The 25,566-nt window shown below is 71.9% G+C and carries 26 protein-coding genes and 1 pseudogene; 21 read left to right on the forward strand and 6 right to left on the reverse strand.

Annotated elements, in window-relative coordinates:
- The 18 genes and pseudogenes from ACXJKB_RS21370 to ACXJKB_RS21455 form a co-directional block, all read left to right on the forward strand.
- Positions 1-952: pseudogene (locus ACXJKB_RS21370) on the forward strand (hypothetical protein); the annotation flags it as partial.
- Positions 953-1,172: 220 nt separating this feature from the next.
- The gene (locus ACXJKB_RS21375) at positions 1,173-2,234 is read left to right on the forward strand and encodes an ABC transporter ATP-binding protein (protein ID WP_457192007.1); all 1,062 of its coding nucleotides are present in this window, start codon (positions 1,173-1,175) and stop codon (positions 2,232-2,234) included.
- Entirely contained in the window at positions 2,231-3,448 is a 1,218-nt protein-coding gene (locus ACXJKB_RS21380; protein ID WP_457192009.1) for an ABC transporter substrate-binding protein, read from the forward strand. The genes ACXJKB_RS21375 and ACXJKB_RS21380 overlap by 4 nt, the downstream gene beginning before the upstream one ends.
- A 3-nt stretch (positions 3,449-3,451) precedes the next feature.
- The gene (locus ACXJKB_RS21385; RefSeq protein WP_457192011.1) at positions 3,452-4,330 is read left to right on the forward strand and encodes an ABC transporter permease; all 879 of its coding nucleotides are present in this window, start codon (positions 3,452-3,454) and stop codon (positions 4,328-4,330) included.
- A gap of 25 nt (positions 4,331-4,355) precedes the next feature.
- Positions 4,356-5,165 (forward strand): ABC transporter permease, encoded by an 810-nt coding sequence (locus ACXJKB_RS21390; RefSeq protein ID WP_457192013.1) that lies wholly within the window; start codon positions 4,356-4,358, stop codon positions 5,163-5,165.
- A 31-nt stretch (positions 5,166-5,196) separates the two neighbouring features.
- The gene (locus ACXJKB_RS21395) at positions 5,197-5,916 is read left to right on the forward strand and encodes a hypothetical protein (protein ID WP_457192015.1); all 720 of its coding nucleotides are present in this window, start codon (positions 5,197-5,199) and stop codon (positions 5,914-5,916) included.
- Positions 5,917-6,006: 90 nt separating this feature from the next.
- Entirely contained in the window at positions 6,007-6,513 is a 507-nt protein-coding gene (locus ACXJKB_RS21400) for a hypothetical protein (protein ID WP_457192017.1), read from the forward strand.
- A gap of 43 nt (positions 6,514-6,556) precedes the next feature.
- Complete coding sequence (locus ACXJKB_RS21405; RefSeq protein ID WP_457192019.1) at positions 6,557-7,102, forward strand: nucleotidyltransferase family protein; 546 nt, start codon at positions 6,557-6,559, stop codon at positions 7,100-7,102.
- A 40-nt stretch (positions 7,103-7,142) separates the two neighbouring features.
- Positions 7,143-8,021 carry an AAA family ATPase gene (locus ACXJKB_RS21410; RefSeq protein ID WP_457192021.1) on the forward strand — a complete coding sequence of 293 codons (879 nt, stop codon included), beginning with the start codon at positions 7,143-7,145 and terminating at the stop codon, positions 8,019-8,021.
- Positions 8,018-9,148 carry a vWA domain-containing protein gene (locus ACXJKB_RS21415; RefSeq protein ID WP_457192023.1) on the forward strand — a complete coding sequence of 377 codons (1,131 nt, stop codon included), beginning with the start codon at positions 8,018-8,020 and terminating at the stop codon, positions 9,146-9,148. Before ACXJKB_RS21410 ends, ACXJKB_RS21415 begins: the two co-directional genes overlap by 4 nt.
- Positions 9,141-10,274 (forward strand): XdhC family protein, encoded by a 1,134-nt coding sequence (locus ACXJKB_RS21420; protein WP_457192025.1) that lies wholly within the window; start codon positions 9,141-9,143, stop codon positions 10,272-10,274. The genes ACXJKB_RS21415 and ACXJKB_RS21420 overlap by 8 nt, the downstream gene beginning before the upstream one ends.
- 68 nt (positions 10,275-10,342) lie before the next feature.
- Positions 10,343-11,245: a hypothetical protein gene (locus ACXJKB_RS21425; RefSeq protein ID WP_457192027.1), complete on the forward strand. Its 903-nt coding sequence runs from the start codon at positions 10,343-10,345 to the stop codon at positions 11,243-11,245.
- 97 nt (positions 11,246-11,342) lie between these two features.
- On the forward strand, positions 11,343-12,560 hold the full coding sequence (locus ACXJKB_RS21430) for a transcriptional regulator (protein WP_457192029.1): 1,218 nt from the start codon (positions 11,343-11,345) through the stop codon (positions 12,558-12,560).
- A 111-nt stretch (positions 12,561-12,671) separates the two neighbouring features.
- Positions 12,672-13,736, forward strand: a complete 1,065-nt coding sequence (locus ACXJKB_RS21435) for a ScyD/ScyE family protein (RefSeq protein WP_457192031.1) — start codon at positions 12,672-12,674, stop codon at positions 13,734-13,736.
- A gap of 119 nt (positions 13,737-13,855) precedes the next feature.
- A complete protein-coding gene (locus ACXJKB_RS21440; RefSeq protein WP_457192033.1) occupies positions 13,856-14,338 on the forward strand; it encodes a (2Fe-2S)-binding protein in 483 nt (160 codons plus the stop codon).
- Positions 14,335-16,797 carry a xanthine dehydrogenase family protein molybdopterin-binding subunit gene (locus ACXJKB_RS21445; protein ID WP_457192034.1) on the forward strand — a complete coding sequence of 821 codons (2,463 nt, stop codon included), beginning with the start codon at positions 14,335-14,337 and terminating at the stop codon, positions 16,795-16,797. The genes ACXJKB_RS21440 and ACXJKB_RS21445 overlap by 4 nt, the downstream gene beginning before the upstream one ends.
- Positions 16,794-17,642, forward strand: a complete 849-nt coding sequence (locus tag ACXJKB_RS21450; RefSeq protein WP_457192036.1) for an FAD binding domain-containing protein — start codon at positions 16,794-16,796, stop codon at positions 17,640-17,642. The genes ACXJKB_RS21445 and ACXJKB_RS21450 overlap by 4 nt, the downstream gene beginning before the upstream one ends.
- Positions 17,642-18,364 carry an SRPBCC family protein gene (locus tag ACXJKB_RS21455; protein ID WP_457192038.1) on the forward strand — a complete coding sequence of 241 codons (723 nt, stop codon included), beginning with the start codon at positions 17,642-17,644 and terminating at the stop codon, positions 18,362-18,364. The genes ACXJKB_RS21450 and ACXJKB_RS21455 overlap by 1 nt, the downstream gene beginning before the upstream one ends.
- On the opposite strand, the gene ACXJKB_RS21460 is transcribed toward ACXJKB_RS21455, so the two are convergent.
- A complete protein-coding gene (locus ACXJKB_RS21460; RefSeq protein WP_457192056.1) occupies positions 18,365-18,985 on the reverse strand; it encodes an alpha-ketoglutarate-dependent dioxygenase AlkB in 621 nt (206 codons plus the stop codon).
- Between the two features lie 111 nt (positions 18,986-19,096).
- Here ACXJKB_RS21460 and ACXJKB_RS21465 point away from each other — a divergent pair, with 111 nt between their 5' ends.
- Positions 19,097-19,819: a GntR family transcriptional regulator gene (locus ACXJKB_RS21465; protein WP_457192041.1), complete on the forward strand. Its 723-nt coding sequence runs from the start codon at positions 19,097-19,099 to the stop codon at positions 19,817-19,819.
- Here ACXJKB_RS21465 and ACXJKB_RS21470 read toward each other — a convergent pair.
- Both ACXJKB_RS21470 and ACXJKB_RS21475 read right to left on the reverse strand, forming a co-directional pair.
- Positions 19,806-20,390: an HD domain-containing protein gene (locus tag ACXJKB_RS21470; RefSeq protein ID WP_457192043.1), complete on the reverse strand. Its 585-nt coding sequence runs from the start codon at positions 20,388-20,390 to the stop codon at positions 19,806-19,808. The genes ACXJKB_RS21465 and ACXJKB_RS21470 overlap by 14 nt on opposite strands.
- Positions 20,387-21,253, reverse strand: coding sequence for an oxygenase MpaB family protein (locus tag ACXJKB_RS21475; RefSeq protein ID WP_457192045.1), 867 nt, complete (start codon positions 21,251-21,253; stop codon positions 20,387-20,389). The genes ACXJKB_RS21470 and ACXJKB_RS21475 overlap by 4 nt, the downstream gene beginning before the upstream one ends.
- Before the next feature lie 92 nt (positions 21,254-21,345).
- Between ACXJKB_RS21475 and ACXJKB_RS21480 the strand changes: the two genes are divergently transcribed.
- Positions 21,346-21,816 carry a MerR family transcriptional regulator gene (locus ACXJKB_RS21480; protein WP_457192047.1) on the forward strand — a complete coding sequence of 157 codons (471 nt, stop codon included), beginning with the start codon at positions 21,346-21,348 and terminating at the stop codon, positions 21,814-21,816.
- Between the two features lie 48 nt (positions 21,817-21,864).
- Positions 21,865-22,905: an NAD(P)-dependent alcohol dehydrogenase gene (locus ACXJKB_RS21485; protein ID WP_457192049.1), complete on the forward strand. Its 1,041-nt coding sequence runs from the start codon at positions 21,865-21,867 to the stop codon at positions 22,903-22,905.
- A gap of 78 nt (positions 22,906-22,983) precedes the next feature.
- On the opposite strand, the gene ACXJKB_RS21490 is transcribed toward ACXJKB_RS21485, so the two are convergent.
- From ACXJKB_RS21490 to ACXJKB_RS21500, 3 genes are all read right to left on the reverse strand, one after another.
- Positions 22,984-24,630 carry a DNA repair helicase XPB gene (locus ACXJKB_RS21490; RefSeq protein WP_457192050.1) on the reverse strand — a complete coding sequence of 549 codons (1,647 nt, stop codon included), beginning with the start codon at positions 24,628-24,630 and terminating at the stop codon, positions 22,984-22,986.
- A 10-nt stretch (positions 24,631-24,640) separates the two neighbouring features.
- Complete coding sequence (locus ACXJKB_RS21495; RefSeq protein ID WP_457192052.1) at positions 24,641-25,204, reverse strand: CGNR zinc finger domain-containing protein; 564 nt, start codon at positions 25,202-25,204, stop codon at positions 24,641-24,643.
- 50 nt (positions 25,205-25,254) lie between these two features.
- Positions 25,255-25,566 (reverse strand): WYL domain-containing protein (locus ACXJKB_RS21500; protein WP_457192054.1); only part of this gene is annotated, 312 nt, incomplete at its 5' end.

Here is a 25,566-nt window from a genome sequence, read left to right on the forward strand (position 1 = left end):
GGTGGGTCCGCAGGGCCCCGTCGGTGCGACCGGCCCGAAGGGTGACGCCGGCGCCGCGGGCAGCAAGTGGCTGCGCGGCGACGGCGCGCCGGCCGCCGGCACCGGCGCCGTCGGCGACTGGTACCTCGACACCACCTCGTGGGACGCCTACGAGAAGGGTGCGAACGGCTGGACCCCGGTCGTCAACCTCCGCGGTCCGATCGGTCCCAAGGGCGACCAGGGCGACCAGGGCGACCAGGGCGAGACGGGTGCGACCGGAGCGACGGGTTCGGCGGGTGCCTCCGGAGCCACGGGATCCGTCGGTGAGACCGGCGCCCTGGGCCCGGTCGGGCCAGTCGGCCCGATCGGTCCGGTCGGCCCGGTGGGTCCGCAGGGCCCCGTCGGTGCGACCGGCCCGAAGGGTGACGCCGGCGCGACGGGTCCGCAGGGCCCGGCTGGTGCGGCCGGCGGCGGAGCCGTCCTCAAGGACGGCAATGGCGTCACCCTCGGCACGATCGTGTCCGCGGGCGCCCCGGCCGGTAGCGGCGGCATCGCCGCCCAGAGTGCCGGTGTGCTGATCAAGACGTCCACCGGCTACCTCCTCAACGTGGGCTGGGACGGCCTCGCCGCGAAGGGGCAGATCTACTACACGGGCGTCGGCTGCACGGGTGAGGCATTCTGGAACGCAGGCAACGTGGCCCCTGCCACGATGTACGGCAACAGCGCGGTCTACTCGCACTCGCTCAACCAGTGGCTGGTGACCGAGTCGCCGTCCAACGGTTTCGTCACCTCGGCAGCGATGCCCGCCGGCATGGCCGGGCAGGACAACTCCGGCGCGAGTGGGTGGAACTGTCGCACCCTGACCACCCAGCCCTCGCAGTCGGCGTGGAAGCTGCGCGCGACCAACCTGTCCGAGCTGGGGCTGCCCTCGATGTCGGGCAACCAGTTCGCCCTGCCGCTGTCGATCGGCTGACCAGCAGCAGGCACGCACCAGCACGACCAGCAGGGCCTCCGCCTCCGGCGGGGGCCCTGCTGCATGTCCGGACGCGCCGCACCGCGTCCTGGTATGGACCAGTGGCCCCGTTTTCCCGCGCCGAATCGTGACCCGTTGATGATGTTCAGTGCGGGATCGGAGGTCCTACTCTGATTTTCGCGACGCATTCCGTCGTCCCGCGCGTGGGGGAGGAATCTGCATGAGCACTCCGGCCGTCGAGCTGGTCGGCCTCACCAAGTCCTTCGGCAGCGTCACGGCCGTGGACGACCTCGACCTGCGCATCGAGGACGGCGAGTTCTTCTCGATGCTGGGGCCGAGCGGATCCGGCAAGACCACCGTGCTGCGGATGATCGCCGGCTTCGAGCAGCCGAGTGCCGGGAGGGTGCTGCTCGACGGCGACGACGTCACCGCACGTCCGCCGTTCGCCCGTGACGTCAACACGGTCTTCCAGGACTACGCCCTGTTCCCCCACATGGACGTCCTCGACAACGTCGAGTACGGCCTGCGGGCGAAGAAGGTGCCCGCGTCGCAGCGTCGGGACCGCGCGATGGCTGCTCTCGAGTCCGTGCAGCTGGGACAGCTCGCCCGCCGCCGGCCGACCCAGCTGTCGGGCGGCCAGCGCCAGCGCGTGGCCCTCGCGCGAGCGCTGGTCAACCGGCCGAAGGTGCTGCTGCTCGACGAGCCCCTCGGCGCCCTGGACCTCAAGCTGCGCCGGGCGATGCAGCTCGAGCTCAAGCAGCTGCAGCGAGAGGTCGGCATCACCTTCGTGTTCGTGACGCACGACCAGGAGGAGGCGCTGACGATGAGCGACCGGATCGCCGTCTTCAGCGACGGCCGCATCGAGCAGGTCGCGACCCCCGCGGAGCTCTACGAGAACCCCAGCACCGCCTTCGTCGCCGGCTTCGTGGGCACCTCCAACCTGCTCACCGGCGAGGCGGCGCCGGCCGTGCTCGGACGGGAGGGCACGTTCAGCATCCGCCCCGAGAAGATCCACCTCGACTCCGACGTCGAGTCGGGCAACACGACCGCCAGGGGCACCGTGGCCGACGTCGTCTACCTCGGCTCGGTCAACCACTACCTCGTCGAGCTCGACGCCGGCCCGACCCTCACGGTGCTGAAGCAGAACCTCCGGGACAGCACGGACCAGGCGATGAGCCGTCGGGGCCAGCAGGTCACCGTCGGCTGGGCGGAGGAGCACGTCATCGACGTCTCGGACCACACAGAGCAGGCGCGCCAGCCTGAGAAGAAGGAGAAGTCATGAAGCAGACCACCAGGCTCGCCGCGACGGTCGCGGCGCTCGCGCTCGCGCTCACCGGCTGTGGCACGTCCTCCGGCGACGACAGCGACAACGACGGCAGCAGCAGCTCGGAGGAGCAGGGCGGCTTCACCGCTCCGGACGTGCCGATGGCCGACCAGGTCGGGGAGTTCGAGGACAGCCTCAGCGTGCTGGCCTGGCCCGGCTACGCGGAAGACGGCTCGACGGACAAGTCCGTCGACTGGGTGACCCCCTTCGAGAAGGAGACGGGCTGCCAGGTCGACGTCAAGTACTTCGGCACCTCCGACGAGGCGGTGAACCTGATGAAGACGGGTCAGTACGACGTGGTGTCCGCCTCGGGCGACGCGTCCCTGCGACTCATCGCCGGCGGTGACGTGGCCCCGGTCAACACCGACCTCATCCCCAACTACGCCGACGTCTGGTCGTTCCTGAAGGATCGCGAGTGGAACTCCGTCGGCGGCCAGATGTACGGCGTCCCGCACGGCTACGGCGCCAACCTGCTGATGTACAACACCGACGTCGTCGCTCCCGCGCCCACGAGCTGGAGCGCGGTCTTCGACGACGCGTCGTCGTACTCCGGCAAGGTCACGGCCTACGACTCGCCGATCTACATCGCCGACGCCGCCCTCTACCTGATGGAGACGCAGCCCGACCTCGGCATCGAGAACCCGTACTCCCTCGACGAGGACCAGCTCGCTGCCGCCGTGGACCTGCTCAAGAAGCAGCGCGAGAACGTCGGGGAGTACTGGTCGGACTACCTGAAGGAGATCCAGTCCTTCAAGACCGGTGACTCCGTCGTCGGCACCACGTGGCAGGTGATCGCGAACCTGGCCAAGGACGAGGATGCCCCCGTCGAGGCGATCCTCCCCGACGAGGGAGCGACCGGCTGGTCGGACACCTGGATGGTGCAGGCATCGACCGAGAGCCCGAACTGCGCGTACGGCTGGATGAACCACATCATCAGCCCCGAGGCCAACGCGGCTGTCGCCGAGTGGTTCGGTGAGGCCCCGGCCAACGAGAAGGCGTGCGACCTGACGAGCAAGGGCTTCTGCGAGACCTACCACGCGGGCGACGAGGCCTACGCCGAGCAGATCCACTACTGGACCACGCCCATCGAGCAGTGCCTGGACGGCCGCACGGACGTCACGTGCACGACGTACCAGGACTGGACCCAGGCCTGGACCGAGATCAAGGGCTGACGCATGACGTCACAGCCGCTGCCGGGGGGAGGTGCGGCATCCCCCCGGTGGGGCGTGCTGCACCGCCGCCCCCGGCTGCGGCTGGGGCTGCTGCTGGGCCCGCCGATGCTCTGGCTCGGCGTGCTCTACCTCGGCTCGCTGGCGGCGTTGTTCATCACGTCGCTGTGGACCGTCGACGCCTTCGGCGGCAACATCGAGCGGGTCTGGAACCTCGACAACTACCGCGACCTGTTCACCATCGACGTCTACCGCACCATCACCATCCGCACCCTGCTGATCGCGGTGACGGTGACGGTGATCGACGCGCTGCTGGCCTTCCCGATCGCGCTCTACATGGCCAAGGTCGCCTCGCCCCGGCTCCAGCGCGCGCTCGTCATCGCCGTGCTGACCCCGCTGTGGGCGTCGTACCTCGTCAAGGCGTACGCCTGGCGCGGCATGTTCGCCACCGGCGGTCCCCTGGACGACCTCGGGCTCTCGCCGGGCTACGGTCTCGTCGCGACGGTGGTGACGCTGTCCTACCTGTGGCTGCCCTACATGATCCTGCCGATGTACGCCGGTCTCGAGCGGTTGCCGAACTCGTTGATCGAGGCCTCCGCCGACCTCGGCGCGACCACCCGCACCACCATGCGCCGCGTCGTGCTGCCGGTGCTCTTCCCGGCAGCGGTCGCCGGCTCCATCTTCACGTTCTCGTTGACCCTCGGCGACTACATCGCGGTCAAGATCGTCGGCGGGGCCAACCAGATGCTCGGCAACGTCGTCTACGACTCGTTCCTCACCGGCAACAACCTGCCGTTCGCGGCGGCCGTCGCGACCATCCCGGTGGTCACGATGGTGATCTACCTGGGAGCGGTACGCCGGACTGGGGCGCTGGACTCGCTATGAGCAGACGAGGCGGGCGAGGCGGACGATGAGCTTCTCGAGGGCGACCCGGGGCGTGCTGCTGGTCTTCACCGGCTTCGTACTGCTCTTCATCCACGTGCCGCTGGCGCTCGTCGTGCTGAACTCGTTCAACATCTCGCGGACCTTCGAGTGGCCGCCGCCGGGCTACACCACGCAGTGGTGGTCGGCGGCATGGGACAGCGAGGGCGCACGGAACGCCATCGTGGTCTCGGTCGAGGTGGCGCTCGTGGCCACCGCGATCGCGCTCGTGCTGGGCACGATGGCGGGGCTGGCGCTGCAGCGGTTCCGCTTCTTCGGCCGCGACACCGTCTCCCTGCTGATCATCCTGCCCATCGCCCTGCCCGGCGTGGTGACGGGCATCGCCCTGGCCAACGCGTTCCTGACGATGTTCGGCATCGAGCTGGGCATGCTGACCCTGGTGGTCTCCCACGCGACGTTCTGCATCGTCACGGTCTTCAACAACGCCATCGCCCGGCTCCGACGGCTCGGCGGCAACCTCGAGGAGGCCTCGATGGACCTCGGTGCCGGGACGTTCAGGACGTTCTGGTCGATCACGCTGCCGATGATGCGCTCCGCCCTGCTGGCGGGTGCGCTGCTGTCCTTCGCGCTGTCGTTCGACGAGATCATCGTGACGACCTTCACCGCTGGGCAGGGCATCCAGACGCTGCCGCTCTGGATCTACCAGAACCTGTTCCGGCCCAACCAGGCGCCGGTCGTCAACGTGGTCGCGGCGGCGCTCATCGTGCTGTCGATCATCCCGATCTGGCTGTCGCAGAAGCTCGCCGGGACCGACGAGTCGGTCGCCGCCGCCCGCTAGGCCGCGCGGGCCCCGCTGGTAGGAATGGGCCATGCGCCTGCCCGTGCCCGGACCCCGTGACCTGATGTCCGCCCTCGAGCGGGGGAGCGAGCAGGTCGAGGCGCTCCTCGGAGCCGTCCCGCGTGCGCTGGCGCTGCTCGACCGCGCGGAGGTGCTGGTCGAGCGCGCCTCGGCGACGGTGGACCGGGTCGGAGGGGTCGTCGACGCGGCGACCGCCGAGGTCGCCCGGGTCGGCGCGGTGGTGGACGCCGCCACCGTGCAGGTCGAGCGGGTGGGCACGGTCGTGGACGCGGCGACCAGCGAGGTCGCGAAGGTGGGCGCCGTCGTGGACGCGGCCACCGGTGAGGTCACCCGGGTCGGCACTGTCGTCGCCGCAGCGGCCACCGAGATCGACCGCGTGACCACCGTGGTGGACGGCGCGGCCGTGCAGGCGGGCCGGGCCGGCGGTCTGCTCGACGCCCTCGAGCCGTCGCTGACCAAGCTCCAGCCGACCCTCGAGACCCTGGCCGACACCACCCACCCCGACGAGGTGGCCGCGCTCGTGAGGCTCGTCGACCACCTCCCCGCGTTGACGGACCAGGTCGAGCGCGACGTGCTCCCGGTCCTCACGACCCTCGGCTCCGTGGCGCCGGACCTGCACGACCTGCTCAACGTCTCGCGCGAGCTCAACGAGATCCTCGGCAAGATCCCGGGCATCGGCCGGCTGAAGAAGCGCGTCGAGGAGGACGACGACATCGAGACTCCGCGGTGACGCCGCCGCGGAACCCGAGCACACCCCGCCCCGTCTGACCCGATGAGGGGGCGGAGGACTCCGCCCGTTTCCATGAGAGGGATGCCCGCCATGAGCCGACACACCACCCCGCGCCGTACGGCCCGCCTGCTTCCCGTCGTTGCGGCGGCACTCGCCGTCGTGCTGTCCGGCTGCGGGTCCGAGGACGACCCTGCCGCCACCTCCGACCCGACCACCAGCGAGAGCCCGAGCGCGTCCGCCTCCGACGAGCCCGTCGTCCTGACCGCCGACGGCTCCAACGCGGGCAAGTGCGCGATGCCGTCCGCAGAGGTCCTGTCGACGTTCGACACGGCCTTCGAGGGCACCGTCACCTCCGTCGACGGCGGCGCCGCCACGCTCGAGGTGGACCAGTGGTACRCCGGCGGCGACGCGTCGACCGTCACGGTCGAGGCGCCGAGCAAGGCCCTCGAGGACCTCCTGATGGCGGTCGACTTCCAGGAGGGGCAGACCTACCTCGTGAGCGCCGACGGCGACCGCGTCACCCTGTGCGGCTTCACCGCGGAGACCACCCCGGAGCTCCAGGCGCTCTACACCGAGGCGTTCCCCGCCGAGGGCTGAGCGGCGACGCCAGCACCACGCCGTGAGCCCCTACGGTGGGGCCATGACCGTCGGACTGCTGCTCGCCGCCGGCGAGGGGCGCCGGTTCGGCGGACCCAAGGCGCTGGCCCGCGACGACGACGGCACCTCGTGGCTGCTGCGCGCGGTCCAATCGCTGCGGCCGTGCTCCGAGATCGTCGTCGTCCTCGGCGCCGAGGCCGAGCGCGCCGCCGCGCTGCTGCCGATGTCGGTCTCGCGCATCCGCGCGGCCGACTGGGCCGAGGGGATGGGTGCCTCGCTCCGGGCAGGGCTGGAGGCGCTGGCCCCCACCGACCACGATGCGGCGCTCGTCTCGCTCGTGGACCTGCCCGACGTCGACGCCGCGGTCGTCGCCCGGCTCGTCGCCGCCTCGCAGGGACGCGGCGACCTCGCGCGGGCGGCGTACGACGGCGTGCCGGGGCACCCCGTGCTGCTCGGCCGCGACCACTGGGCGGGCGTCGTGGCCTCCGCGGCGGGCGACCGCGGGGCGCGGGACTACCTCGCCGCGCACGACGTCGACCTGGTCGAGTGCGGCGACCTGGCGACCGGTGTCGACGTCGACCAGCGGTGACCCAACGTCCCGCCAACGTGGGGGGTCGTAGCCTGACCGCATGCTGCACGGGATGGACTCCGCCGCCGACGTCGCGACCCGGCTGGGCGCGACCGGCTACCTCTCCGACGACGAGCTGGCGACGGTCGTGTTCCTCGCCGCGCGGATGCAGCGCCCGCTGCTGCTCGAGGGGGAGCCCGGCACCGGCAAGACGGCCCTGGCCGAGGCGCTCGCCCAGAGCCTGGAGGTGCCGCTCGTCCGGCTGCAGTGCTACGAGGGCATCGATGCCAGCCAGGCCCTCTACGACTGGGACTTCCCGCGTCAGATCCTGCACCTGAGGGCGCTCGAGGCCGGTGGCGAGGTGGACCCCGATGAAGCCGAGAAGAGCCTGTACGACGAGCGCTTCCTGCTCGCGCGACCCGTCCTCGCCGCGCTGCGGCAGGCCCCCGCCGTGCTGCTCGTCGACGAGGTCGACCGTGCCGACGACGAGTTCGAGGCGTTCCTGCTGGAGGTCCTGTCGACCTGGCAGGTGACCATCCCCGAGTTCGGCACGGTCACCGCCCCGGAGCCCCCGCTGGTGGTGCTGACGTCCAACCGCACCCGTGAGCTGCACGACGCGCTCAAGCGGCGGTGCCTCTACCACTGGATCGACCACCCGGGCCTCGAGCGTGAGGTGGAGATCGTCCGCTCGCGGGCACCCGAGGTCAGCGACGCGCTCGCCCGCCAGGTCGTCGGGGTCGTGCAGCAGCTCCGGCAGCGCGACGACCTGCTCAAGCCGCCCGGCGTCGCCGAGACCCTCGACTGGGCCCGCGCCCTCACCTACCTCGGCACGGCCGACCTCGACCTGGCGTCGGCGGCCATGACCCTCGGCGCCCTGCTGAAGTACCGCGAGGACGCCGACCGGGTGCGGGCCGCGCTCGACCGGATGCTCGCCCGATGAGCACCACCCTCCACGACGCCGACGAGGTGTTCCTCGGCTTCACCCGCGCGCTCCGGGCCGCCGGCGTGCCGGTCACCCAGGACCGGGCCCACGGCTTCCTGGCGGCGGTGGCGACCGTCGGTGCCGACGACCGGCAGGCGACCTACTGGGCCGGCCGGGCCACGCTCTGCGGGTCGCCCGACGACCTCGCCCGCCACGACCAGGTCTTCGCGGCGTGGTTCGACCCGCGCGACGGGCTGCCGCGCGCCCAGCAGCGCGAGTCGTCGCGTGCCGCGACCGCGCACCTGCTGCCCGAGGCCGAGGGCGCCGGCGGGGCGGGCGAGACCGAGGAGGAGGAGGACGTGGTCCGCGCGATGGCGTCGGAGGCGGAGGTCCTCCAGCACCGCGACGTGGCCACCCTCGACGCGGCGGAGAAGCGGCGACTCGCGGCGATGTTCGTGCGGCTGTCGCTGCACCCGCCGGTGCGTCGTACGGCCCGGCACCGCCGCTGGCACCGCGGCGAGCTCGACGCGTCGCGCACCCTGCGCAACTCGCTGCGCCACCTCGGCGAGCCCGGCCAGATCGCCTGGCGTCGGCGCGGCACCCGGCCGCGCCGCGTGGTGCTGCTGGTCGACGTCAGCGGCTCCATGACGCCGTACGCCGACGCGCTGCTGCGCCTGGCCCACCGCCTGACCCGGTCCGCCCGCGCGTCGGGCGGCACCGTCGAGACCTTCACCGTCGGCACCCGGCTGACGCACGTGACCCGGGCCTTCGCGACCCCGGACGCCGACCGCGCGATCGTCGCCGCCGGCGAGGTGGTGCCGGACTGGTCGGGCGGCACCCGGCTCGGCGAGACGCTCCGGGTGTTCCTCGACCGGTGGGGCCAGCGCGGGATGGCGCGCGGTGCCGTGGTCGTCGTCTTCAGCGATGGCTGGGAACGTGGGGACGCCGGGCTCCTGGGGGAGCAGATGGCGCGCCTGCGGCGGGTCGCCCACCGGGTCGTGTGGGTGAACCCGCACCGCGGCAAGGCGGGCTACGAGCCCCTGCAGGGCGGAGTGGTGGCCGCCCTGCCCCACTGCGACGACTTCCTCGCCGGGCACTCCCTGGCGACCTTCGCCGACCTCACGGAGGTGATCGCGCGTGCGTGACGTGCTGCCCGAGCTGATGCAGTGGTGGGAGGCCGGCGAGACGATCGGCGTCGGCACCGTCGTGGCGACCTTCCGCTCCGCCCCGCGCCCTGCCGGCGCGTCGATGCTGGTGGGCCCCGACGAGTCGGCGGTGGGCTCGGTGTCGGGAGGCTGCGTCGAGGGCGCGGTCTACGACCTCGCGCAGACCGTGGTCGCGTCGGGCGAGCCGGTGCTGGAGCGCTACGGGGTCTCCGACGACGACGCCTTCGCGGTCGGGCTCACCTGCGGCGGCATCCTCGACGTCTTCGTCGAGCGGGTGTCGCGCGAGACGTTCCCGCAGCTCGGGGAGGTGGCCGCCGACATCGAGGCCGGCCGGCCGGTGGCGCTGGCGACGGTGATCGAGCACCCCGACCCCGCGTGGGTCGGACGCCGACTGGTGGTGCGGCCGCACGAGGCCGCGGCCGGGAGCCTCGGCTCCCCGCGGGCCGACGCCGCGGTCCACGACGACGCCCTCGGCGTGCTCGCGGCGGGCACCAACGCCACCCTGACCTACGGCCCGGACGGCGAGCGGCGCGGCGAGGGGATGCGCATCTTCGTCTGGGGCTTCGCCCCCAAGCCGCGGATGCTGGTCTTCGGGGCGATCGACTTCGCGGCCGCGGTCGCCAAGGTCGGCTCCTTCCTGGGCTACCACGTCACGGTGTGCGACGCCCGTCCCGTCTTCGCCACGACGTCACGCTTCCCGGGAGCCGACGAGGTGGTCGTCGACTGGCCGCACCGCTACCTGCAGGCCGAGCTCGACGCCGGACGCATCGACCGACGGACGGTCCTGGCGGTCCTGACCCACGACCCCAAGTTCGACGTGCCGCTGCTCGAGGTCGCGCTGCGCCTCGACGAGGACGTGCGGCCCGGCTACATCGGCGCCATGGGCTCGCGTCGTACGCACGACGAACGGCTGGCCCGGCTCGTCGACGCAGGGCTGGGCGAAGACGAGCTGTCCCTGCTGTCCTCGCCGATCGGGCTCGACCTCGGCGCGCGCACCCCCGAGGAGACCGCCGTGTCCATCGCGGCGGAGATCGTGGCCCGCCAGTGGGGCGGCTCGGGGGAGCGGCTGGCCGCGACGGAGGGTCGCATCCACCACGACGACTGACGCGAGGGCAGCGCCGTACCACGACGACGAATTGGCCCGTCGTGTGGGGCTCACTTATGGTCTTCGGGATGTTTTTGCTCCCCGCGCCGCCCCGTGTCCTCGTCCGCCCCACCGCCGCTCTCGTCGCGGTCGTCCTGCTGCTCACCGGCCTCGCGGTCGGCGGCTCGCCGGCACAGGCACGCCAGCAGGATCGGACTCCCAAGGCGTTCGCCTCCGGTGAGAAGTTCGGCGTCGCGACGCTCAACCTCAAGAAGGGGATGCGCGTCGCGGGCATGCGTCACGACATCGCGCAGGTGCTGGACGGCGACGCCTCGGTCATCGGCTTCCAGGAGCGGCTCTTCAGCCGCCCGGCGCTGCGCGCGGCCCTGCCGAAGTCGTGGACCTTGCTGATGCCGAAGGGCCCGACCGGCACCGACGACAACCCGATCGCCTTCGACAAGAAGGTCTGGGAGGTCGAGAAGACCTGGGCGCCCCTCCTGACCGGCACGACGTGGCGGCGCTACTCCGGTCGGATCGCCCACGACCAGTACGGCGTGGCGGCCGTGCTCCGGCACCGGAAGACCGGCCACACGATCCGCGCCCTGAGCTTCCACCTGCCCAACCACCTCCACAACCGCCACTCCGGTGGCCCCAACTACGCCAACCGTCGCGGCGTGGAGGCGATGTGGCGGATGGCCAGCCGGATCCGCTCGATCAAGGAGGACACGCCCGACGCGCACCAGTTCGTCGCGATGTGCGACTGCAACGTCACGGCGAACCGGGACACGACCGACAACCTCGTGAAGGGCCGGATCACCAAGCCGCTGCGGCTGGAGACCAACTACTCCGCCGACAGGCACCGTCGGGGATCGGGGATCGACTACGTGATGGGCGAGCGTGACTCCGACTTCCGGATCCACTCCTTCCACTCCTACCGGAACCTGGTCACCGACCACCCCGGCGTCGTCGCCACCTTCCAGCGCGTGGGCTGAAGCCCTCGGGCGATCCCTTCGAGTGACCTCCGGGCGGATTCCCTGTTGCGCCCATCACACTCGGGCTAGGTTTGCGGCGACCACCGGGAGAGCCGCCATGACCAGCGAGGACCTGCACGCCCGACGCGTGGACGCCGTCCGCGCCTGGACGCGCTTCGTCGAGGCCGGTGACGCCGACGCGGTCCGACCGGAGATCCTGCGCAGCTGGGAGCTGTCGGGCGTGGTGTCGCCCGCGGTGACCCACGCGCCGCTCGACGACGAGGGCGACACGGCCGACTTCTGGAAGGCCTCGCCCCTGCAGACCGCGGTGTCCCGGGTGCAGGACGAGCTCCGGCGCACGGCCGAGGACGGCGACCTCGTGGTCGCGGTCACCGACGAACAGACGCGGATCCTCTGGACCTATGGCGGCCGCGTGATGCGCCGCAAGGCCGAGACGGTGAACTTCGTCCCCGGCGGTCGGTGGGACGAGGCGAGCGTCGGCACCAACGCGCTGGCCATCGCCGGCCGCACGGGCGCCCCGTCGATGGTCTTCAGCGCCGAGCACTACGCCGAGGTCGTGCACAACTGGGTCTGCTGGGCGGCCCCGGTCTTCGACCCGGTGACCGGCCGTTCGCTCGGCGTGATCGACCTGTCGACGACCTGGGACCGCTCGCACCCCATCGGCCTCGCCACCGCGCGCGTGATGGCGCGGCTGATCGAGGGCGCCCTCCCCACCGACCGTCGTACGACGCTGGCGGGCGACGTCGCGCCGACCGACCCCGGCCTCACCCTGACCCTCCTCGGCACGGCGCAGGTGTGGCTCGACGGCCAACGGCTGCTCCTCAACCGGCGGCAGACCGAGATCCTCGCCCTCCTCGCGCTCCACCCCTCGGGGCTCTCGGTCGAGCACCTCCACGCGCTGCTCTACGGCGATGCGTCCGTGACCACCTCGACGCTCAAGGCCGAGGTGTCGCACCTGCGGGCGGCCCTGTCGGGCCAGCTCTCGTCGCGTCCGTACCGCCTCACCATGCCCGTGGTCACCGACGTCGAGGAGGTGCAGCGGCTGCTGCGCCGCGGTGACGTGCGCGCCGCCGTGCGCGCCTACGGAGGCGACCTGCTCCCCGGCACCGACTCGCCCGCCCTGGTGCAGATGGGCGACTACCTCGCCGTCAGCGTGCGGGAGGCCCTGCTGGCGCAGCCCGACCCCGACGCCGTGCTGCGCTACAGCGAGCTGGCCCCGTACGACACCGCCGTGGTCGAGGCCTGCCTGGCCGCGCTGCCCGTGCACCACCCGGTCGTGCCGCTGCTGAAGGGCCGGCTCGCCAGCCTGGAGTGACCCCTCCCATTTCGGGTAGATCTACAAAATGTAGTGGACCGCTCGGGTTGCGGTGCACGATCCTGCGTCGAGGCGCCGCACGGGGGTGCGGCCACGTACGAGGGAGAAAGCATGGCCGCAACACGACGAGCGATGGCGTCAGGAGCCGTCGTCCTGCTCACGGGGAGCCTCGTGGGCAGCCCCGCCGCGACTGCCTCCACGGCACCCGAAGCGACGACGGTGGCGAAGAAGCTCGTCTCGCCACTCAGCATGGTCGTCGCCGGCGACGGCACCGCCTACGTCGCCCAGAACTTCGCCGGGCTGCTGACCGCGGTCGCCCCGGGCGCCAAGGCCGAGGTGGTCTTCGCCGCCAAGAAGGGCACCGAGGTCGGCGCGGTCTCCGAGGACCGTGGGACCGTCCAGTTCGCGACGACCAAGGGCGCCAAGACCGCGCTCTGGTCGATGCGCCCGGGCGCCAAGCCGAAGAAGGTCGCCGACCTGTCGGCCTACGAGGCCGACCACAACCCCGACGCCGACGTCTCGTACGGCATCGAGGGCGGGCTCGACGCCGCCTGTGCGGCGCAGATGCCGCCGGAGGTGCCCGCGTCCTACACGGGCATCGTGGAGTCGCACCCCTACGGCTCGACCGTGCACAAGGGCACGACGTACGTCGCCGACGCCGCCGGCAACACGATCCTGTCGGTCAAGCCCAACGGCAAGGTCAAGACCGTCGCGGTCCTGCCCCCGGTGCCCGTGGTGATCACGGCGGAGGCGGCAGCGGCCAACCAGCTCCCGGCCTGCACCGTCGGCAAGACCTTCAACTTCGAGCCGGTCCCGACCGACGTCGAGGTGGGCAAGGGCGGCTGGCTCTACGTCACGCTGCTCCCCGGTGGTCCCGAGGACGGCAGCACCGGTGCGCAGGGTCGCCTGGTCAAGGTGAAGGCCACGACCGGCAAGGTCCGTGAGGTCGCCTCCGGCTTCGCCGGCGCGACGGGTGTCGCGGTGGCGGACAACGGTGACATCTACGTCGCCCAGCTCTTCGGTGGCCAGGTCTCGCGCATCAAGGCCGGCCGCACGACCGCCAAGCCGTACGCCGAGGTGATGATGCCCGCCGCGGTCGAGTGGGCCGACGGTGACCTCTACGTCAGCGCGCAGGTGCTGTCGGAGAAGCCGAAGGGCGTCGTGCTGCGCTACTGAGCAACGACCTCCGTGCGTGTGGGGTGCCGAGGTCCGGTGTGGACCGACCAACCGGCTGCCAACCGGCCGGGCCTAGCGTCGGCCGCGAGTGATCCACCTCACACGCACGGAGGAGTCGCATGACCAAGATCCAACTCACCGTCGACGGAGCGTCGGTGTCCGACGACGTCGAGCCCCGGATGCTGCTGGTGCAGTACCTGCGGGAGAAGCTCGGCAAGACTGGGACCGTGATCGGGTGCGACACCTCCAACTGCGGGGCGTGCACCGTCCACCTCGACGGCACGAGCGTGAAGTCGTGCAACGTGCTCGCGGTGCAGGCCAACGGCCGCACCGTCACCACGATCGAGGGCCTCGCCGACACCGCCGAGGGTGACCTGCACCCGGTGCAGGCGTCCTTCCGCGAGTGCCACGGCCTCCAGTGCGGCTTCTGCACGCCGGGGATGATCATGCAGGCCGTCGACTTCCTGGGCGAGAACCCGAACCCCACGGAGCAGGAGGTGCGGCTCGGCATGGAGGGCAACCTCTGCCGCTGCACCGGCTACCACAACATCGTCAGGAGCGTCCTCCACGCCGCCGGCTCCACCGAGGGGGCGAAGGCATGACCGCCACCCAGGACCGCCCGGTCGCCGAGATCGGCCGGGACCGGCGCCGCAAGGAGGACCAGCGGCTGATCACCGGGCGAACCCGGTGGACCGACAACATCACCCTCCCCGGGATGCTCCACCTCGCCATGGTGCGCAGCCCCTTCGCCCACGCGACCATCACCTCGATCGACGTCGAGGCCGCCAAGGCCTCGCCCAACGTGGTCACCGTGCTGACCGGCAAGGACTTCGGCGACGAGCTCGGCGTCTGCATCAACGCCTGGCCGATCACGCCCGACCAGAAGACGCCGACCCACTCGCCGATGCCCGCCGACCGGGTCGCCTTCGCCGGCGAGGTGGTGGCCGTCGTCGTGGCCCGCAGCGCCGCCGAGGCGCGCGACGCCGCGGAGCTCGTGGACGTCGAGTACGACGAGCTGCCCGCCGTGGTCGGGATCAAGAAGGCGCTCGAGGACGAGGTGCTCGCCCACCCCGACCTCGGCACCAACAAGTCCGCGTTGTGGGTCTTCGACTCCAACGAGGCCGGCACCGGTGGCGACGTCGAGGCCGCCATCGAGGACGCCCGCGCCAACGGGATCCTCATCGAGCGGGAGTACCGCCAGCAGCGGCTGATCCCGGCGTTCATGGAGCCGCGAAGCGTGGTCGTGGACCCGACCGGTGAGCAGATCACCATGTGGTCGGCGACGCAGATCCCGCACATCCTGAGGTTCGCCCTGGCGGCCACCACCGGCGTACCCGAGTCGAAGATCCGGGTCATCGCCCCCGACGTCGGTGGTGGTTTCGGCGGCAAGCTGCAGACCACGCCCGAGGAGTGGATCGCCTGGGCCGTGGCACGCCGGCTCACCAAGCCGGTGAAGTACACCGAGACCCGCAGCGAGAGCCTGATGGCGGCCCACCACGGCCGCGACCAGGTGCAGACGCTGAGCCTCGCGGCCGACAAGGACGGCAAGGTCACCGCCCTCAAGGTGCACCTCGACGCCGACCTCGGCGCCTACATCGCGATCGTCGGCGGCGGTGTGCCCGTCCTCGGCGCCTTCATGTTCAACGCGATCTACAAGTTCCCGGCCTACCGCTTCGAGTGCCAGACCGTGCTGACCAACACCACGTTCACCGACGCCTACCGCGGCGCCGGCCGGCCCGAGGCGACGTACGCCATCGAGCGGTTGATGGACGAGCTGGCCGCCGAGGTCGGCGTGGACCCGCTGGAGATCCGCGAGCGCAACTGGATCACCCACGAGGAGTTCCCGTTCACCACGGTCGCGGGCCTGGAGTACGACTCCGGGAACTACGAAGCGGCCACGGCGAAGGCGAAGGAGTCCTTCGGCTACGACGCGCTGCGCGCGGAGCAGAAGGAGCGGCGCGAGCGCGGTGACCGGGTCCAGCTCGGCATCGGCGTGTCCACCTTCACCGAGATGTGCGGCCTCGCGCCCAGCCGGGTGCTCGGCAGCCTCGACTACGGCGCCGGCGGCTGGGAGCACGCGAGCGTGCGGATGCTGGCCACTGGCAAGGTCGAGATCGTCACCGGTGCGAGCGCGCACGGCCAGGGGCACGAGACGGCGTTCAGCCAGATCGTCGCCGACCGGCTCGGCGTGCCGTTCGAGGACGTCGAGGTGCTGCACGGCGACACGCAGGTCGCGCACCGCGGGCTGGACACCTACGGCTCACGCTCGCTCGTGGTCGGCGGCGAGGCGCTGGTGCAGGCGGTCGACAAGGTCATCGACAAGGCCAGGCACCTCGCCTCGCACCTGCTCGAGGCCAACCAGGACGACCTCGACTACGCCGGCGGCCGGTTCACCGTCCGCGGCACCGACCAGGGCGTCGCCATCCAGGAGCTCGCCACGGCGACGTTCACGGGGCACAACTACCCCGAGGACATGGAGCTCAGCATCGACGCCGAGGCGACGTACGACCCCGTCAACTTCAACTACCCGCACGGCACGCACCTGTGCGCCATGGAGGTCGACACCGAGACGGGCGCGGTGAAGATGCGGAAGTACACCTGCTGCGACGACATCGGCACGATCATCAACCCGCTCATCGTGGCCGGTCAGGTGCACGGCGGGCTGGTGCAGGGCATCGCCCAGGCGCTGTGGGAGGAGGCCGTCCACGACGAGGCCGGCACGCTGGTGAGCGGGTCGTTCGTCGACTACCTCCTGCCGACGTCGGCCGACACGATCTCGTTCGACGTCCAGCACACCCAGGAGCCGAGCGTCTGCACGACGAACTCGCTCGGCGCGAAGGGCGTCGGCGAGGCCGGCACGATCGCCTCGACCCCGGCTGTCGTCAACGCGGTCGTGGACGCCGTACGACACCTGGGCGTCCGCGACATCCAGATGCCGTGCACCCCGGAGCGGGTGTGGCGCGCGATCCACGCCAACGACGGTGACGCACCGACACCCCAGGCGGCGATGCCGCACTTCGAAGAAGGCGCCCTCAACCAGGACGAAGGAGCGGGCCAGTGATCCCGGTGGAGTTCGACTACCTCGCCCCGACGTCGGTCGAGGAGGCGCTCGCCGCGCTCGGCCAGCACGGCGACGACGCGAAGATCTTGGCCGGCGGGCAGAGCCTGCTGCCGGTCCTGCGGATGCGGCTCAACGCACCGGAGGTGGTGATCGACCTCGGCGGCATCTCCTCGCTGCGCGGCATCCGCGACGACGGCGACGCCCTCGTGATCGGTGCGATGACCACCCACCACGACGTGCGCGACGACAGCCTGGTCAAGGAGCACGCGCTCCTGCTGTCCAAGGCAGCCGCGGAGGTCGCGGACTCGCAGATCCGGCACCGCGGCACCTTCGGCGGCGCGCTGGCACACGCCGATCCCGCCGGTGACCTCGGTGCGCCGGCACTCGCGCTCGGCGCGCAGTTCGTCATCGCCGGTCCCGGTGGCACCCGCACGGTCGACGCCGCGGACTTCTTCGTCGACCTCTTCGAGACCGCCATCGGTGACGACGAGATCCTCACCGAGGTGCGCATCCCCAAGCACACCGGCTGGGGCGCCCACTACGAGAAGTTCGTGCGGGTGGCCCACCAGTGGCCGATCGTCGCCATCGCCGCGACGGTCAGGGGCTCGATCGACGAGGCCCGCGTGGGGCTGACCAACATGGGCTCGACCCCGCTGCGCGCGACCGCCACCGAGCAGGCCCTCGCCGGTGCCAGCGCGACGGAGGACGGCGTACGCGAGGCGTCGCAGCTCGCGGCCGAGGGGACCAACCCGCCCTCGGACCTCAACGGCGCCGCCGACTACCGCCAGCACCTCGCGCGGGTGCTGACCGGCCGGGCCGTGCTCAAGGCCGCGGGGGCGCTGTAGTGGAGCTGAGCCACCGGTTCACCGTCCCGATCGGGGTCGAGGAGACCTGGGCGCACTTCAACGACATCGCCTCGGTCGCCGAGTGCTTCCCCGGCGCCCAGGTGACGGAGGCCGACGAGGAGTCGTTCTCCGGGTCGGTGAAGGTCAAGCTCGGCCCGATCGCGCTGCTGTACAACGGCAGCGGCACGTTCGTCGAGAAGGACGAAGAGGCCCACCGCTTCGTCGTCGACGCCAAGGGCAAGGACAAGCGCGGCAACGGCACGGCGGGTGCGAAGGTCACGGTCTCGATGGCCGAGGCCGACGGCTCGACCGACGTGTCGGTGGAGACCGACCTGGCCATCACCGGCAAGCCGGCGCAGTTCGGGCGCGGGGTGATGCARGACGTCTYCGACAAGCTGCTCGGGCAGTTCGTCGCCTGCCTCGAGCAGCGGCTGGCCGGGCCCGCCGAGTCGAGCGACGCGACCGACTCGTCGCCGGGCGCCGCGTCCCTGGTGGGCGGCGAGCCTGCAGAGCCGCCGGTCGCCGCCGCGGGGAGTGCTGCGCAGCCATCGCCGCCCGTGCCTCCCGCGCCGCCGGCACCGCCGAGGCCGCCGCCGCGGGAGCCCGAGGCGCTCGACCTCGGCAGCGCGGTGCTCCCCGTGCTCGCCAAGTCGTACTGGAAGCAGGCGCTGGCCGCCCTCGTCGTGCTGGTGCTGCTGCGACGGCTGCTGCGGAGGTCGTGATCAGAAGACGTTGAGCGGGCGGAACTGGACCGACAGCCTCGGTCCGGAGTGGGCGACCTTGGGCACGGCATGCTCCCAGGTGCGCTGGCACGACCCGCCCATCACGACCAGGTCGCCGTGGCCCATGGTCAGCGCGATCGACGCACCCCCGCCCCGCGGGCGCAGCAGCAGCCGGCGGGGGTCGCCGACGCTCACGATGGCGACCATGGTGTCGGCGGTGCGGCCGCGGCCGATCGTGTCGCCGTGCCACGCGACGGAGTCGCGACCGTCGCGGTAGTAGCAGCACCCGGCCGTCACGAACGGCTCACCGAGCTCGGGGAGGTAGTGCTCGCTGAGCGCCGTGCGCGCCTGGGTGAGCGCGGGATGGGGGAGCGGGTCGGCGGCGAGGTAGGTGTGCACCAGCCGCGGCACGTCGACCACGGCGTCGTACATCTCGCGCCGTTCGGCCCGCCAGGGCACGCGATCGACGAGTGCGGAAAACACGGTGTCGGGGTCGTGGAGCCAGTTGCGCTGGACATCGACCCACGCTCCGTGGGACAGCAGGCGACGCTCAGGAGACAGCACCGCGGAATCCGCGGCGGCGTCGGCGAACAGGGACGACTGGAAGTCCACGAGGCCCATGGTACGCGATGAGTCGAACATCCGTTCGAACATCAAGAAATTGTCAAGGGTTTGCCACAGGCTTGGTCAATTTGCAGACTGCCGGTCCAGCCCAGTCATAGCCTGAGTGTCATGGAACCCGTGGACCTCGTCGTCCCGCGTCAGCGGGCACTGAAGCACGTCCAGGTCCGCGAGCACGTGAGGGGCCTCATCGAGACCCAGCCGCCCGGTTCCGCAGCCCCGTCCGAGCGCGAGCTCGTGGCCCGCTTCGGTGTCGCGCGGATGACCGTACGCCAGGCGCTCGACGCCCTCGTCGCCGAGGGCCTCCTCGAGCGGATCCCCGGCCGCGGCACCTTCGTCGCCCAGCCACCCCGGACCTCAGGCCGGCTCACCTCGTTCACCGAGGAGATCCGCCGACGCGGGATGCTGCCCGAGTCGCAGACGCTCCTCGCCCGCGTGGAGCAGGCCGGCCCCGGCGTCGCGAGGGCGCTCGACATCTCGCCCGGTGACCCCGTTCTCCACTGGCGCCGCCTGCGCCGCGCCGACCAGGCGATCGTGTGCGTCGAGGACGCCTACCTCAACGAGGTCCTGCTGCCCGGCTTCCTCCAGCACGGCACCCCCACCAGTCTCTACGAGGCGCTCGGCGCCCGGGGCCTGCGCCCGACCGAGGTCGAGGACTCCATCAGCGCCGACCGCGCGAGCGCCGACGAGGCCGCGATCCTCGAGGTCGAGGAGGGTGACCCGGTGCTGCGCCACGCCCGCCGTGCCGTGTCCGACGGCCGCATCGTCGAGGTCTCGCGCACCTGCTACCGGCACGACCGCTTCACGGTCTACCTCCAGCTCAACGACCGCTGAGGTCCGCGAGCTCGCGCTGGAGGTTCGCCCGCGCGGCGTCCTCCCACAGCTCGCGCGCGTGCGAGGTGCTGAAGAGGTGCGCCCGGGCGACCAGGTCGCGCAGCACGGCTGCCCGGCCGGCCCGGAAGTCGGCGTCGCCGACGTGCGCGAAGTCCGCGCGCACCCCGGCCACGTAGGCGTCGTACCGCCCCCGGGGTGCGGCCAGGATGCCCAGGTCCGCGTCGCTGAGCGCGGCGCCCGCCGGGTCGTCGTCGGCGGGGCGGTGCTCGACGGTCATCCGCACCAGCCGCGCCACCTCGTCCGCCCAGGTCGCCGGCAGCGCGCCCTCGGCCCAGCGGGCGGAGCGCTCCTCGTCGTCGTCGGCCCCGTCGTAGACGGCGTCGTGGAACCACGCTGCGAGGTCAACGACGGTGCGGTCGAAGGGCGCGCCCGCCGCGGCCAGCACCTCGAGCCGGTCGAGCACCTCCTCGAGGTGGCGCAGGTCGTGGTAGCCGGACCGGTCCCAGGCCGCCAGCAGGTCGTCGCGGAGCGCGTGGTGGTCGGGCAGGGGCCAGCGGTCGGCGAGGCTCACCGCTGGGTCGCCTCGTGCAGCTCGCGCGCCTCGGCGTGGCCGGAGGCCATCGCCCATCGGATGGTCCGGGTGGCTGCGGCGCCCAGCACGCGGTTGGTCACCCGGGGCACGGGCGGCAGCCGCAGCTCGCGGCGCGCGTCGGCCGGCAGCAGGCCGATGGCGGCCGAGGCGAGCGCGAGGTAGCCCGGACGCGCCGCCACGGGGAGGTCGGGGTGCAGCAGCAGGAAGCGGATCGCCTCGTGGGCGGCCGGGGTCCCGCGGAGCTCCGGGGCGTACGCCGCCAGCGTGGCGCGCAGGTCCTCCTCGGACCGCGGGGGGTCGAGCACGCCGAGGTGCCCGGCCGCGACGGCGGCCTGGGCGACGTACTCGTCCCGCTCCGCCCCGACGAGCGGCCGGTGGCCGTAGCGGTCGTGCGCGACGAGGAAGCTGTGGATCTCGGCGGCGTGGACCCACCCGAGCAGGTGCGGGTCGGAGGCGGCGTACGGCGTGCCGTCGGGCATCGTGCCGGTCACCGACTCGTGCGCGCGCTGGACGGCGCGGATCATCTGCAGGGCGTCCTTCTCGGCGCCGAACGTGGTCATCGCGATGTAGGTCGAGACCTGCGCGAGCCGTCCCCACATGTCGCCGCGGTAGCCGGAGTGGTCGGCCACGCCCTGCATCGCGGCCGGGTGCAGGGACTGGAGCATGATCGCGCGGATGCCGCCGACGAACATCGAGGCGTCGCCGTGGACCCGGCCGATGGGGGAGTCGGGGGTGAACCAGCGCGGGCCCGGCGTGCCGTGGACACGTTGCCGGTTGCGCGGGCCGTCGGGGCCGGCGACCTTGCTGAACAGCTCGGCGCCGAGGCGGTCACGGAGGGTCACGCGGTCGAGGCTAGCCAAGCGTCCGAAGTGGCCCGCTGGTGGCGCCCGCTGCCTTTTGACTTCGAGTACTCGAAGTTCCTACCGTCGATGACGTGACCAGCCACGCCCTGCCCCGCAGCTACTCCATCAAGGAGGCGGCAGCCCTCACCGGCCTGCCGGCCAGCACGCTGCGCTACTACGAGCAGATCGGGGTCATCGCCCCGATCAGCCGTGGCGCCAGCAGTGGGCACCGCGTCTACGACGACGAGGACCTGGACCAGCTCATGTGGGTCTCCTGCCTCGCCGCCACCGGGATGTCGGTGGGCGACATGCGCCTCTACATGGCCAACAACCGGCTCGGTGCGGACGTCGCCGCGGACCAGGAGCGGCTGCTGCGCGAGCAGCAGGAACGCCTCGCGACCGAGGCCAGGGCACTGGTGCTCCGCCAGCGCTACGTGGACCTCAAGATCGCCTACTGGCAGGCGGTCCAGGAGGGTGACGCGGCGCGCAGCGAGCAGGTCTCCGACCAGGCGCGGGCGCTCGCCGACGAGCTCCGCGCGGTCACGCACGACCCGATCCACTGACCGGCCACACCCCGGTCAGCACCCCCACAGAAGGACGGACCAACCCCCATGCGCGTGAACGCCTACGCAGCCCCCTCGGCCGGTGAGCCGCTGGCCCCCACCACCATCGAGCGTCGTGAGGTCGGCGCCCACGACGTGCTCATCGCGATCGAGTACGCCGGCATCTGCCACTCCGACATCCACACCGTCAACGGCGACTGGGGCCCGCAGCCCTTCCCCGTCGTGCCGGGCCACGAGATCGTCGGCACCGTCCAGCAGGTCGGCGGCGACGTCACCAGCCACCGCGTCGGCGACCGCGTCGGCGTCGGCTGCATGGTCAACTCGTGCGGCGAGTGCGACAACTGCCGCAACGGCGACGAGCAGTACTGCGTCAAGGGCATGATCGGCACCTATGCCGTCACCGACGTCGACGGCACCACCACCCAGGGTGGCTACTCCACGCACGTCGTCGTGGACGCAGGTTTCGTGCTCTCCGTGCCGGAGGGCCTCGACCCGGCAGCTGCCGCGCCGCTGCTGTGCGCCGGCATCACGACGTACTCCCCGCTCCGTCGCTGGAAGGCCGGCCCGGGCCGTCGCGTCGCCGTCGTCGGTCTCGGCGGGCTCGGCCACATGGCCGTGCAGATCGCCCACGCGATGGGTGCCGAGGTCACGGTGCTCTCGCAGTCGCTGAAGAAGCAGGAGGACGGCCTGCGGCTGGGGGCCGACCACTACTTCGCGACCTCGGACCCCGACACGTTCGAGGCCCTGGCCGGTCGCTTCGACCTCATCGTCAACACGGTGAGCGCCTCGATCGACGTGAACGCCCACCTCGGCCTGCTGGCCGTCGACGGCACCCTCGTCAACGTCGGCGCCCCGCCGGCGCCGCTGCCCGTCAACGCGATGTCGCTCATCGGCGGCCGGCGCTCCTTCGCCGGGTCGATGATCGGCGGCATTGCCGAGACCCAGGAGATGCTCGACTTCTGCGCCGAGCACGGCATCGCCGCCGAGGTCGAGGTGATCGGTGCCGACCAGGTCAACGAGGCGTACGAGCGGGTGCTGGCCTCCGACGTGCGCTACCGCTTCGTCATCGACACCAGCACGCTGGGCTGACGTCCCTGCTCGAAGGTCGCTCGTGCCCGCCGCGAGCGATCTTCGGGCCGGGCCCCGCGGCGGACCTCGGCCCGACGGCTAGGCGGGGGACGGCAGGTCGCCGGCGTCGACGATCCGGTAGGCGTAGCCCTGCTCGGCGAGGAAGCGCTGCCGGTTCTGTGCGAAGTCGGCGTCCACGGTGTCGCGCGAGACGATCGTGTAGAAGTGCGCGCTGCGGCCCTCGGTCTTGGGGCGCAGCAGCCGCCCGAGCCGCTGGGCCTCCTCCTGGCGCGAGCCGAACGACCCGCTGACCTGGATCGCCACCTCGGCCGACGGCAGGTCGATCGAGAAGTTGGCGACCTTGCTCACCACGAGCAGGCCGACCTCGCCGGAGCGGAAGGCGTTGAACAGCCGCTGCCGCTCCTTGACCGGGGTCTCGCCCTTGATCACGGGGGCGTCGAGCATCTCGGCGATCTCGTCGAGCTGGTCGATGTACTGCCCGATCACCAGGGTCGGCTGGCCTGCGTGCTGCTGCACGAGGCGTCGTACGACATCGATCTTGGCGTGGGTGCACGAGGCGAGGCGGTAGCGGGTGTCGGGGTCGCTGGTCGCGTAGGCCAGCCGCTCGCCGTCGGGCAGGCTCACGCGCACCTCGACGCAGTCGGCGGGCGCGATGTAGCCCTGCGCCTCGATGTCCTTCCACGGGGCGTCGTAGCGCTTGGGTCCGATGAGCGAGAAGACCTCGCCCTCCCGGCCGTCCTCGCGCACGAGGGTGGCGGTGAGGCCGAGCCGGCGACGCGCCTGCAGGTCGGCCGTCATCCGGAAGATCGGCGCCGGCAGCAGGTGCACCTCGTCGTAGACGATGAGGCCCCAGTCGCGGGCGTCGAGCAGCTCGAGGTGCGGGTAGACGCCCTTCCGCTTGGTCGTCAGCACCTGGTAGGTCGCGATCGTGACCGGACGGACCTCCTTGACGGCTCCGGAGTACTCGCCGATCTCGTCCTCGGTCAGTGAGGTGCGGGCGACCAGCTCGTCCTTCCACTGGCGGGCGCTGACCGTGTTGGTCACGAGGATGAGCGTGGTGGCGCCGACGTGGGCCATCGAGGCAGCTCCGACGATCGTCTTGCCGGCACCACAGGGGAGCACCACGACGCCGGAGCCGCCGTCCCAGAAGGACTCGGCGGCCTCGCGCTGGTAGGGGCGCAGCGTCCAGCCGTCCTCGGCGAGGTCGATGGCGTGGGCCTCGCCGTCGACGTAGCCCGCGAAGTCCTCGGCGGGCCAGCCGAGCTTGAGCAGCGCCTGCTTGAGGTTGCCGCGCTCACTGGGGTGGACCGCGACGGTGTCGTCGTCGAGCCGCGCGCCGAGCATCCCGGCGACCTTCTTCGCGCGGAGCACCTCCTCGAGCACCGGGCGGTCGATGGAGGACAGCACCAGGCCGTGGACGGGGTGCTTCTCCAGGCGCAGGCGCCCGTAGCGGCCCATCGTCTCGGCGACGTCGACGAGCAGGGCGTGCGGCACGGCGTAGCGCGACCAGGACAGCAGGGCGTCGACGACCTGCTCGGCGTCGTGCCCGGCGGCTCGCGCGTTCCAGAGCCCCAGCGGCGTCAAGCGGTAGGTGTGGATGTGCTCGGGCGAGCGCTCGAGCTCCGCGAACGGGGCGATCGCCTTGCGGGCCTCGGCGGCCGCGGGGTGGTCGACCTCGAGCAGCAGCGTCTTGTCCGACTGGACGATGAGTGGTCCGTCGTTCATCCGGTGGCCCTCACGAGGACGCCGCCGTGGCTCGGTCGGTGGCCGGTGCGTCCACCTGCTCGGCACGACGCCGCGCGCGGAAGGCCGCGACGTTGGCGCGCGAGGAGCACCGGTCCGAGCAGTAGCGGCGCGACTGGTTGGGGGAGGTGTCGACGAAGACCTGGTCGCAGCGAGTCTCCGAGCAGATCCCGAGGCGGGTGGCGCCGAGGTCGCACACGAGGTTGGCTAGTCCCATCAGCGCCTCGCCGACCAGGAGCTCGGCGACGGAGGCCGCGCGGTTGGCCACGTGCATGTGGAGGTTGTCGGGGTCGTGGTCGGAGATCATCGGCGTGACCGGGTGCTCGGCGAGCAGGTCGTTGAGCGAGCTCACCACCAGTGCGACGTCGTCGACGTCGGAGGCCTCGAACACGGGCCGCAGCTCGGACTGGAAGGCCCGCACGGACTCGACGTCCCCCGCGACCACGGAGCGGTGCAGCCACGAGCGGTCGGCGAGGTGCTCGCGCAGCGCCTCCTCGTCGGCGAGGTCGGCGTTGACGAGCGATGCTGCGCGCTCGGCGTACCGGATGAAGTCCATCGTCCAAGTCTACGGAGGAGCCCACGCGGGCGTCAGGCGTGTCGGGGTGATCAGGCGCGGCGCACACCGGTGATGCGGTGCACGGCGAACTCCCGGACGTCGTCGGCGCGGTGGTCGTAGGCCGACAGCCGGCCGCCGTCGAGGCGGCGCGGGTCGACGACCCGCTCGCCGTTCGCGCCGTGGCCGTCGACGTAGCCGATGACCACGGTGCTGCCCGCCTCGATCGCCTCCCGCAGGGCGGCCAGGGCATCCGACGGGGTCGTCGTCGCCTCGGCGCTCGCGGGCCGTGAGGACTCGGCGCGGTCGCCGGCGCGGATCGCCGTCGCCACCGCCTGGACCTGCGCCGCCTGCCGCGCCTCGAC

The sequence above is a fragment of the Nocardioides sp. P5_E3 genome, assembly GCF_054049275.1.

What these genes read in the sequence shown, in the direction of transcription:
- ACXJKB_RS21375 (WP_457192007.1), top strand. Translation starts at nt 1,173, where the DNA reads ATGAGCACTCCGGCCGTCGAGCTGGTCGGCCTCACCAAGTCCTTCGGC.
- ACXJKB_RS21380 (WP_457192009.1), top strand. Translation starts at nt 2,231, where the DNA reads ATGAAGCAGACCACCAGGCTCGCCGCGACGGTCGCGGCGCTCGCGCTC.
- ACXJKB_RS21385 (WP_457192011.1), top strand. Translation starts at nt 3,452, where the DNA reads ATGACGTCACAGCCGCTGCCGGGGGGAGGTGCGGCATCCCCCCGGTGG.
- ACXJKB_RS21390 (WP_457192013.1), top strand. Translation starts at nt 4,356, where the DNA reads ATGAGCTTCTCGAGGGCGACCCGGGGCGTGCTGCTGGTCTTCACCGGC.
- ACXJKB_RS21395 (WP_457192015.1), top strand. Translation starts at nt 5,197, where the DNA reads ATGCGCCTGCCCGTGCCCGGACCCCGTGACCTGATGTCCGCCCTCGAG.
- ACXJKB_RS21405 (WP_457192019.1), top strand. Translation starts at nt 6,557, where the DNA reads ATGACCGTCGGACTGCTGCTCGCCGCCGGCGAGGGGCGCCGGTTCGGC.
- ACXJKB_RS21410 (WP_457192021.1), top strand. Translation starts at nt 7,143, where the DNA reads ATGCTGCACGGGATGGACTCCGCCGCCGACGTCGCGACCCGGCTGGGC.
- ACXJKB_RS21415 (WP_457192023.1), top strand. Translation starts at nt 8,018, where the DNA reads ATGAGCACCACCCTCCACGACGCCGACGAGGTGTTCCTCGGCTTCACC.
- ACXJKB_RS21425 (WP_457192027.1), top strand. Translation starts at nt 10,343, where the DNA reads ATGTTTTTGCTCCCCGCGCCGCCCCGTGTCCTCGTCCGCCCCACCGCC.
- ACXJKB_RS21430 (WP_457192029.1), top strand. Translation starts at nt 11,343, where the DNA reads ATGACCAGCGAGGACCTGCACGCCCGACGCGTGGACGCCGTCCGCGCC.
- ACXJKB_RS21435 (WP_457192031.1), top strand. Translation starts at nt 12,672, where the DNA reads ATGGCCGCAACACGACGAGCGATGGCGTCAGGAGCCGTCGTCCTGCTC.
- ACXJKB_RS21440 (WP_457192033.1), top strand. Translation starts at nt 13,856, where the DNA reads ATGACCAAGATCCAACTCACCGTCGACGGAGCGTCGGTGTCCGACGAC.
- ACXJKB_RS21445 (WP_457192034.1), top strand. Translation starts at nt 14,335, where the DNA reads ATGACCGCCACCCAGGACCGCCCGGTCGCCGAGATCGGCCGGGACCGG.
- ACXJKB_RS21460 (WP_457192056.1), bottom strand. Translation starts at nt 18,985, where the DNA reads ATGGGCCTCGTGGACTTCCAGTCGTCCCTGTTCGCCGACGCCGCCGCG.
- ACXJKB_RS21465 (WP_457192041.1), top strand. Translation starts at nt 19,097, where the DNA reads ATGGAACCCGTGGACCTCGTCGTCCCGCGTCAGCGGGCACTGAAGCAC.
- ACXJKB_RS21485 (WP_457192049.1), top strand. Translation starts at nt 21,865, where the DNA reads ATGCGCGTGAACGCCTACGCAGCCCCCTCGGCCGGTGAGCCGCTGGCC.
- ACXJKB_RS21490 (WP_457192050.1), bottom strand. Translation starts at nt 24,630, where the DNA reads ATGAACGACGGACCACTCATCGTCCAGTCGGACAAGACGCTGCTGCTC.
- ACXJKB_RS21495 (WP_457192052.1), bottom strand. Translation starts at nt 25,204, where the DNA reads ATGGACTTCATCCGGTACGCCGAGCGCGCAGCATCGCTCGTCAACGCC.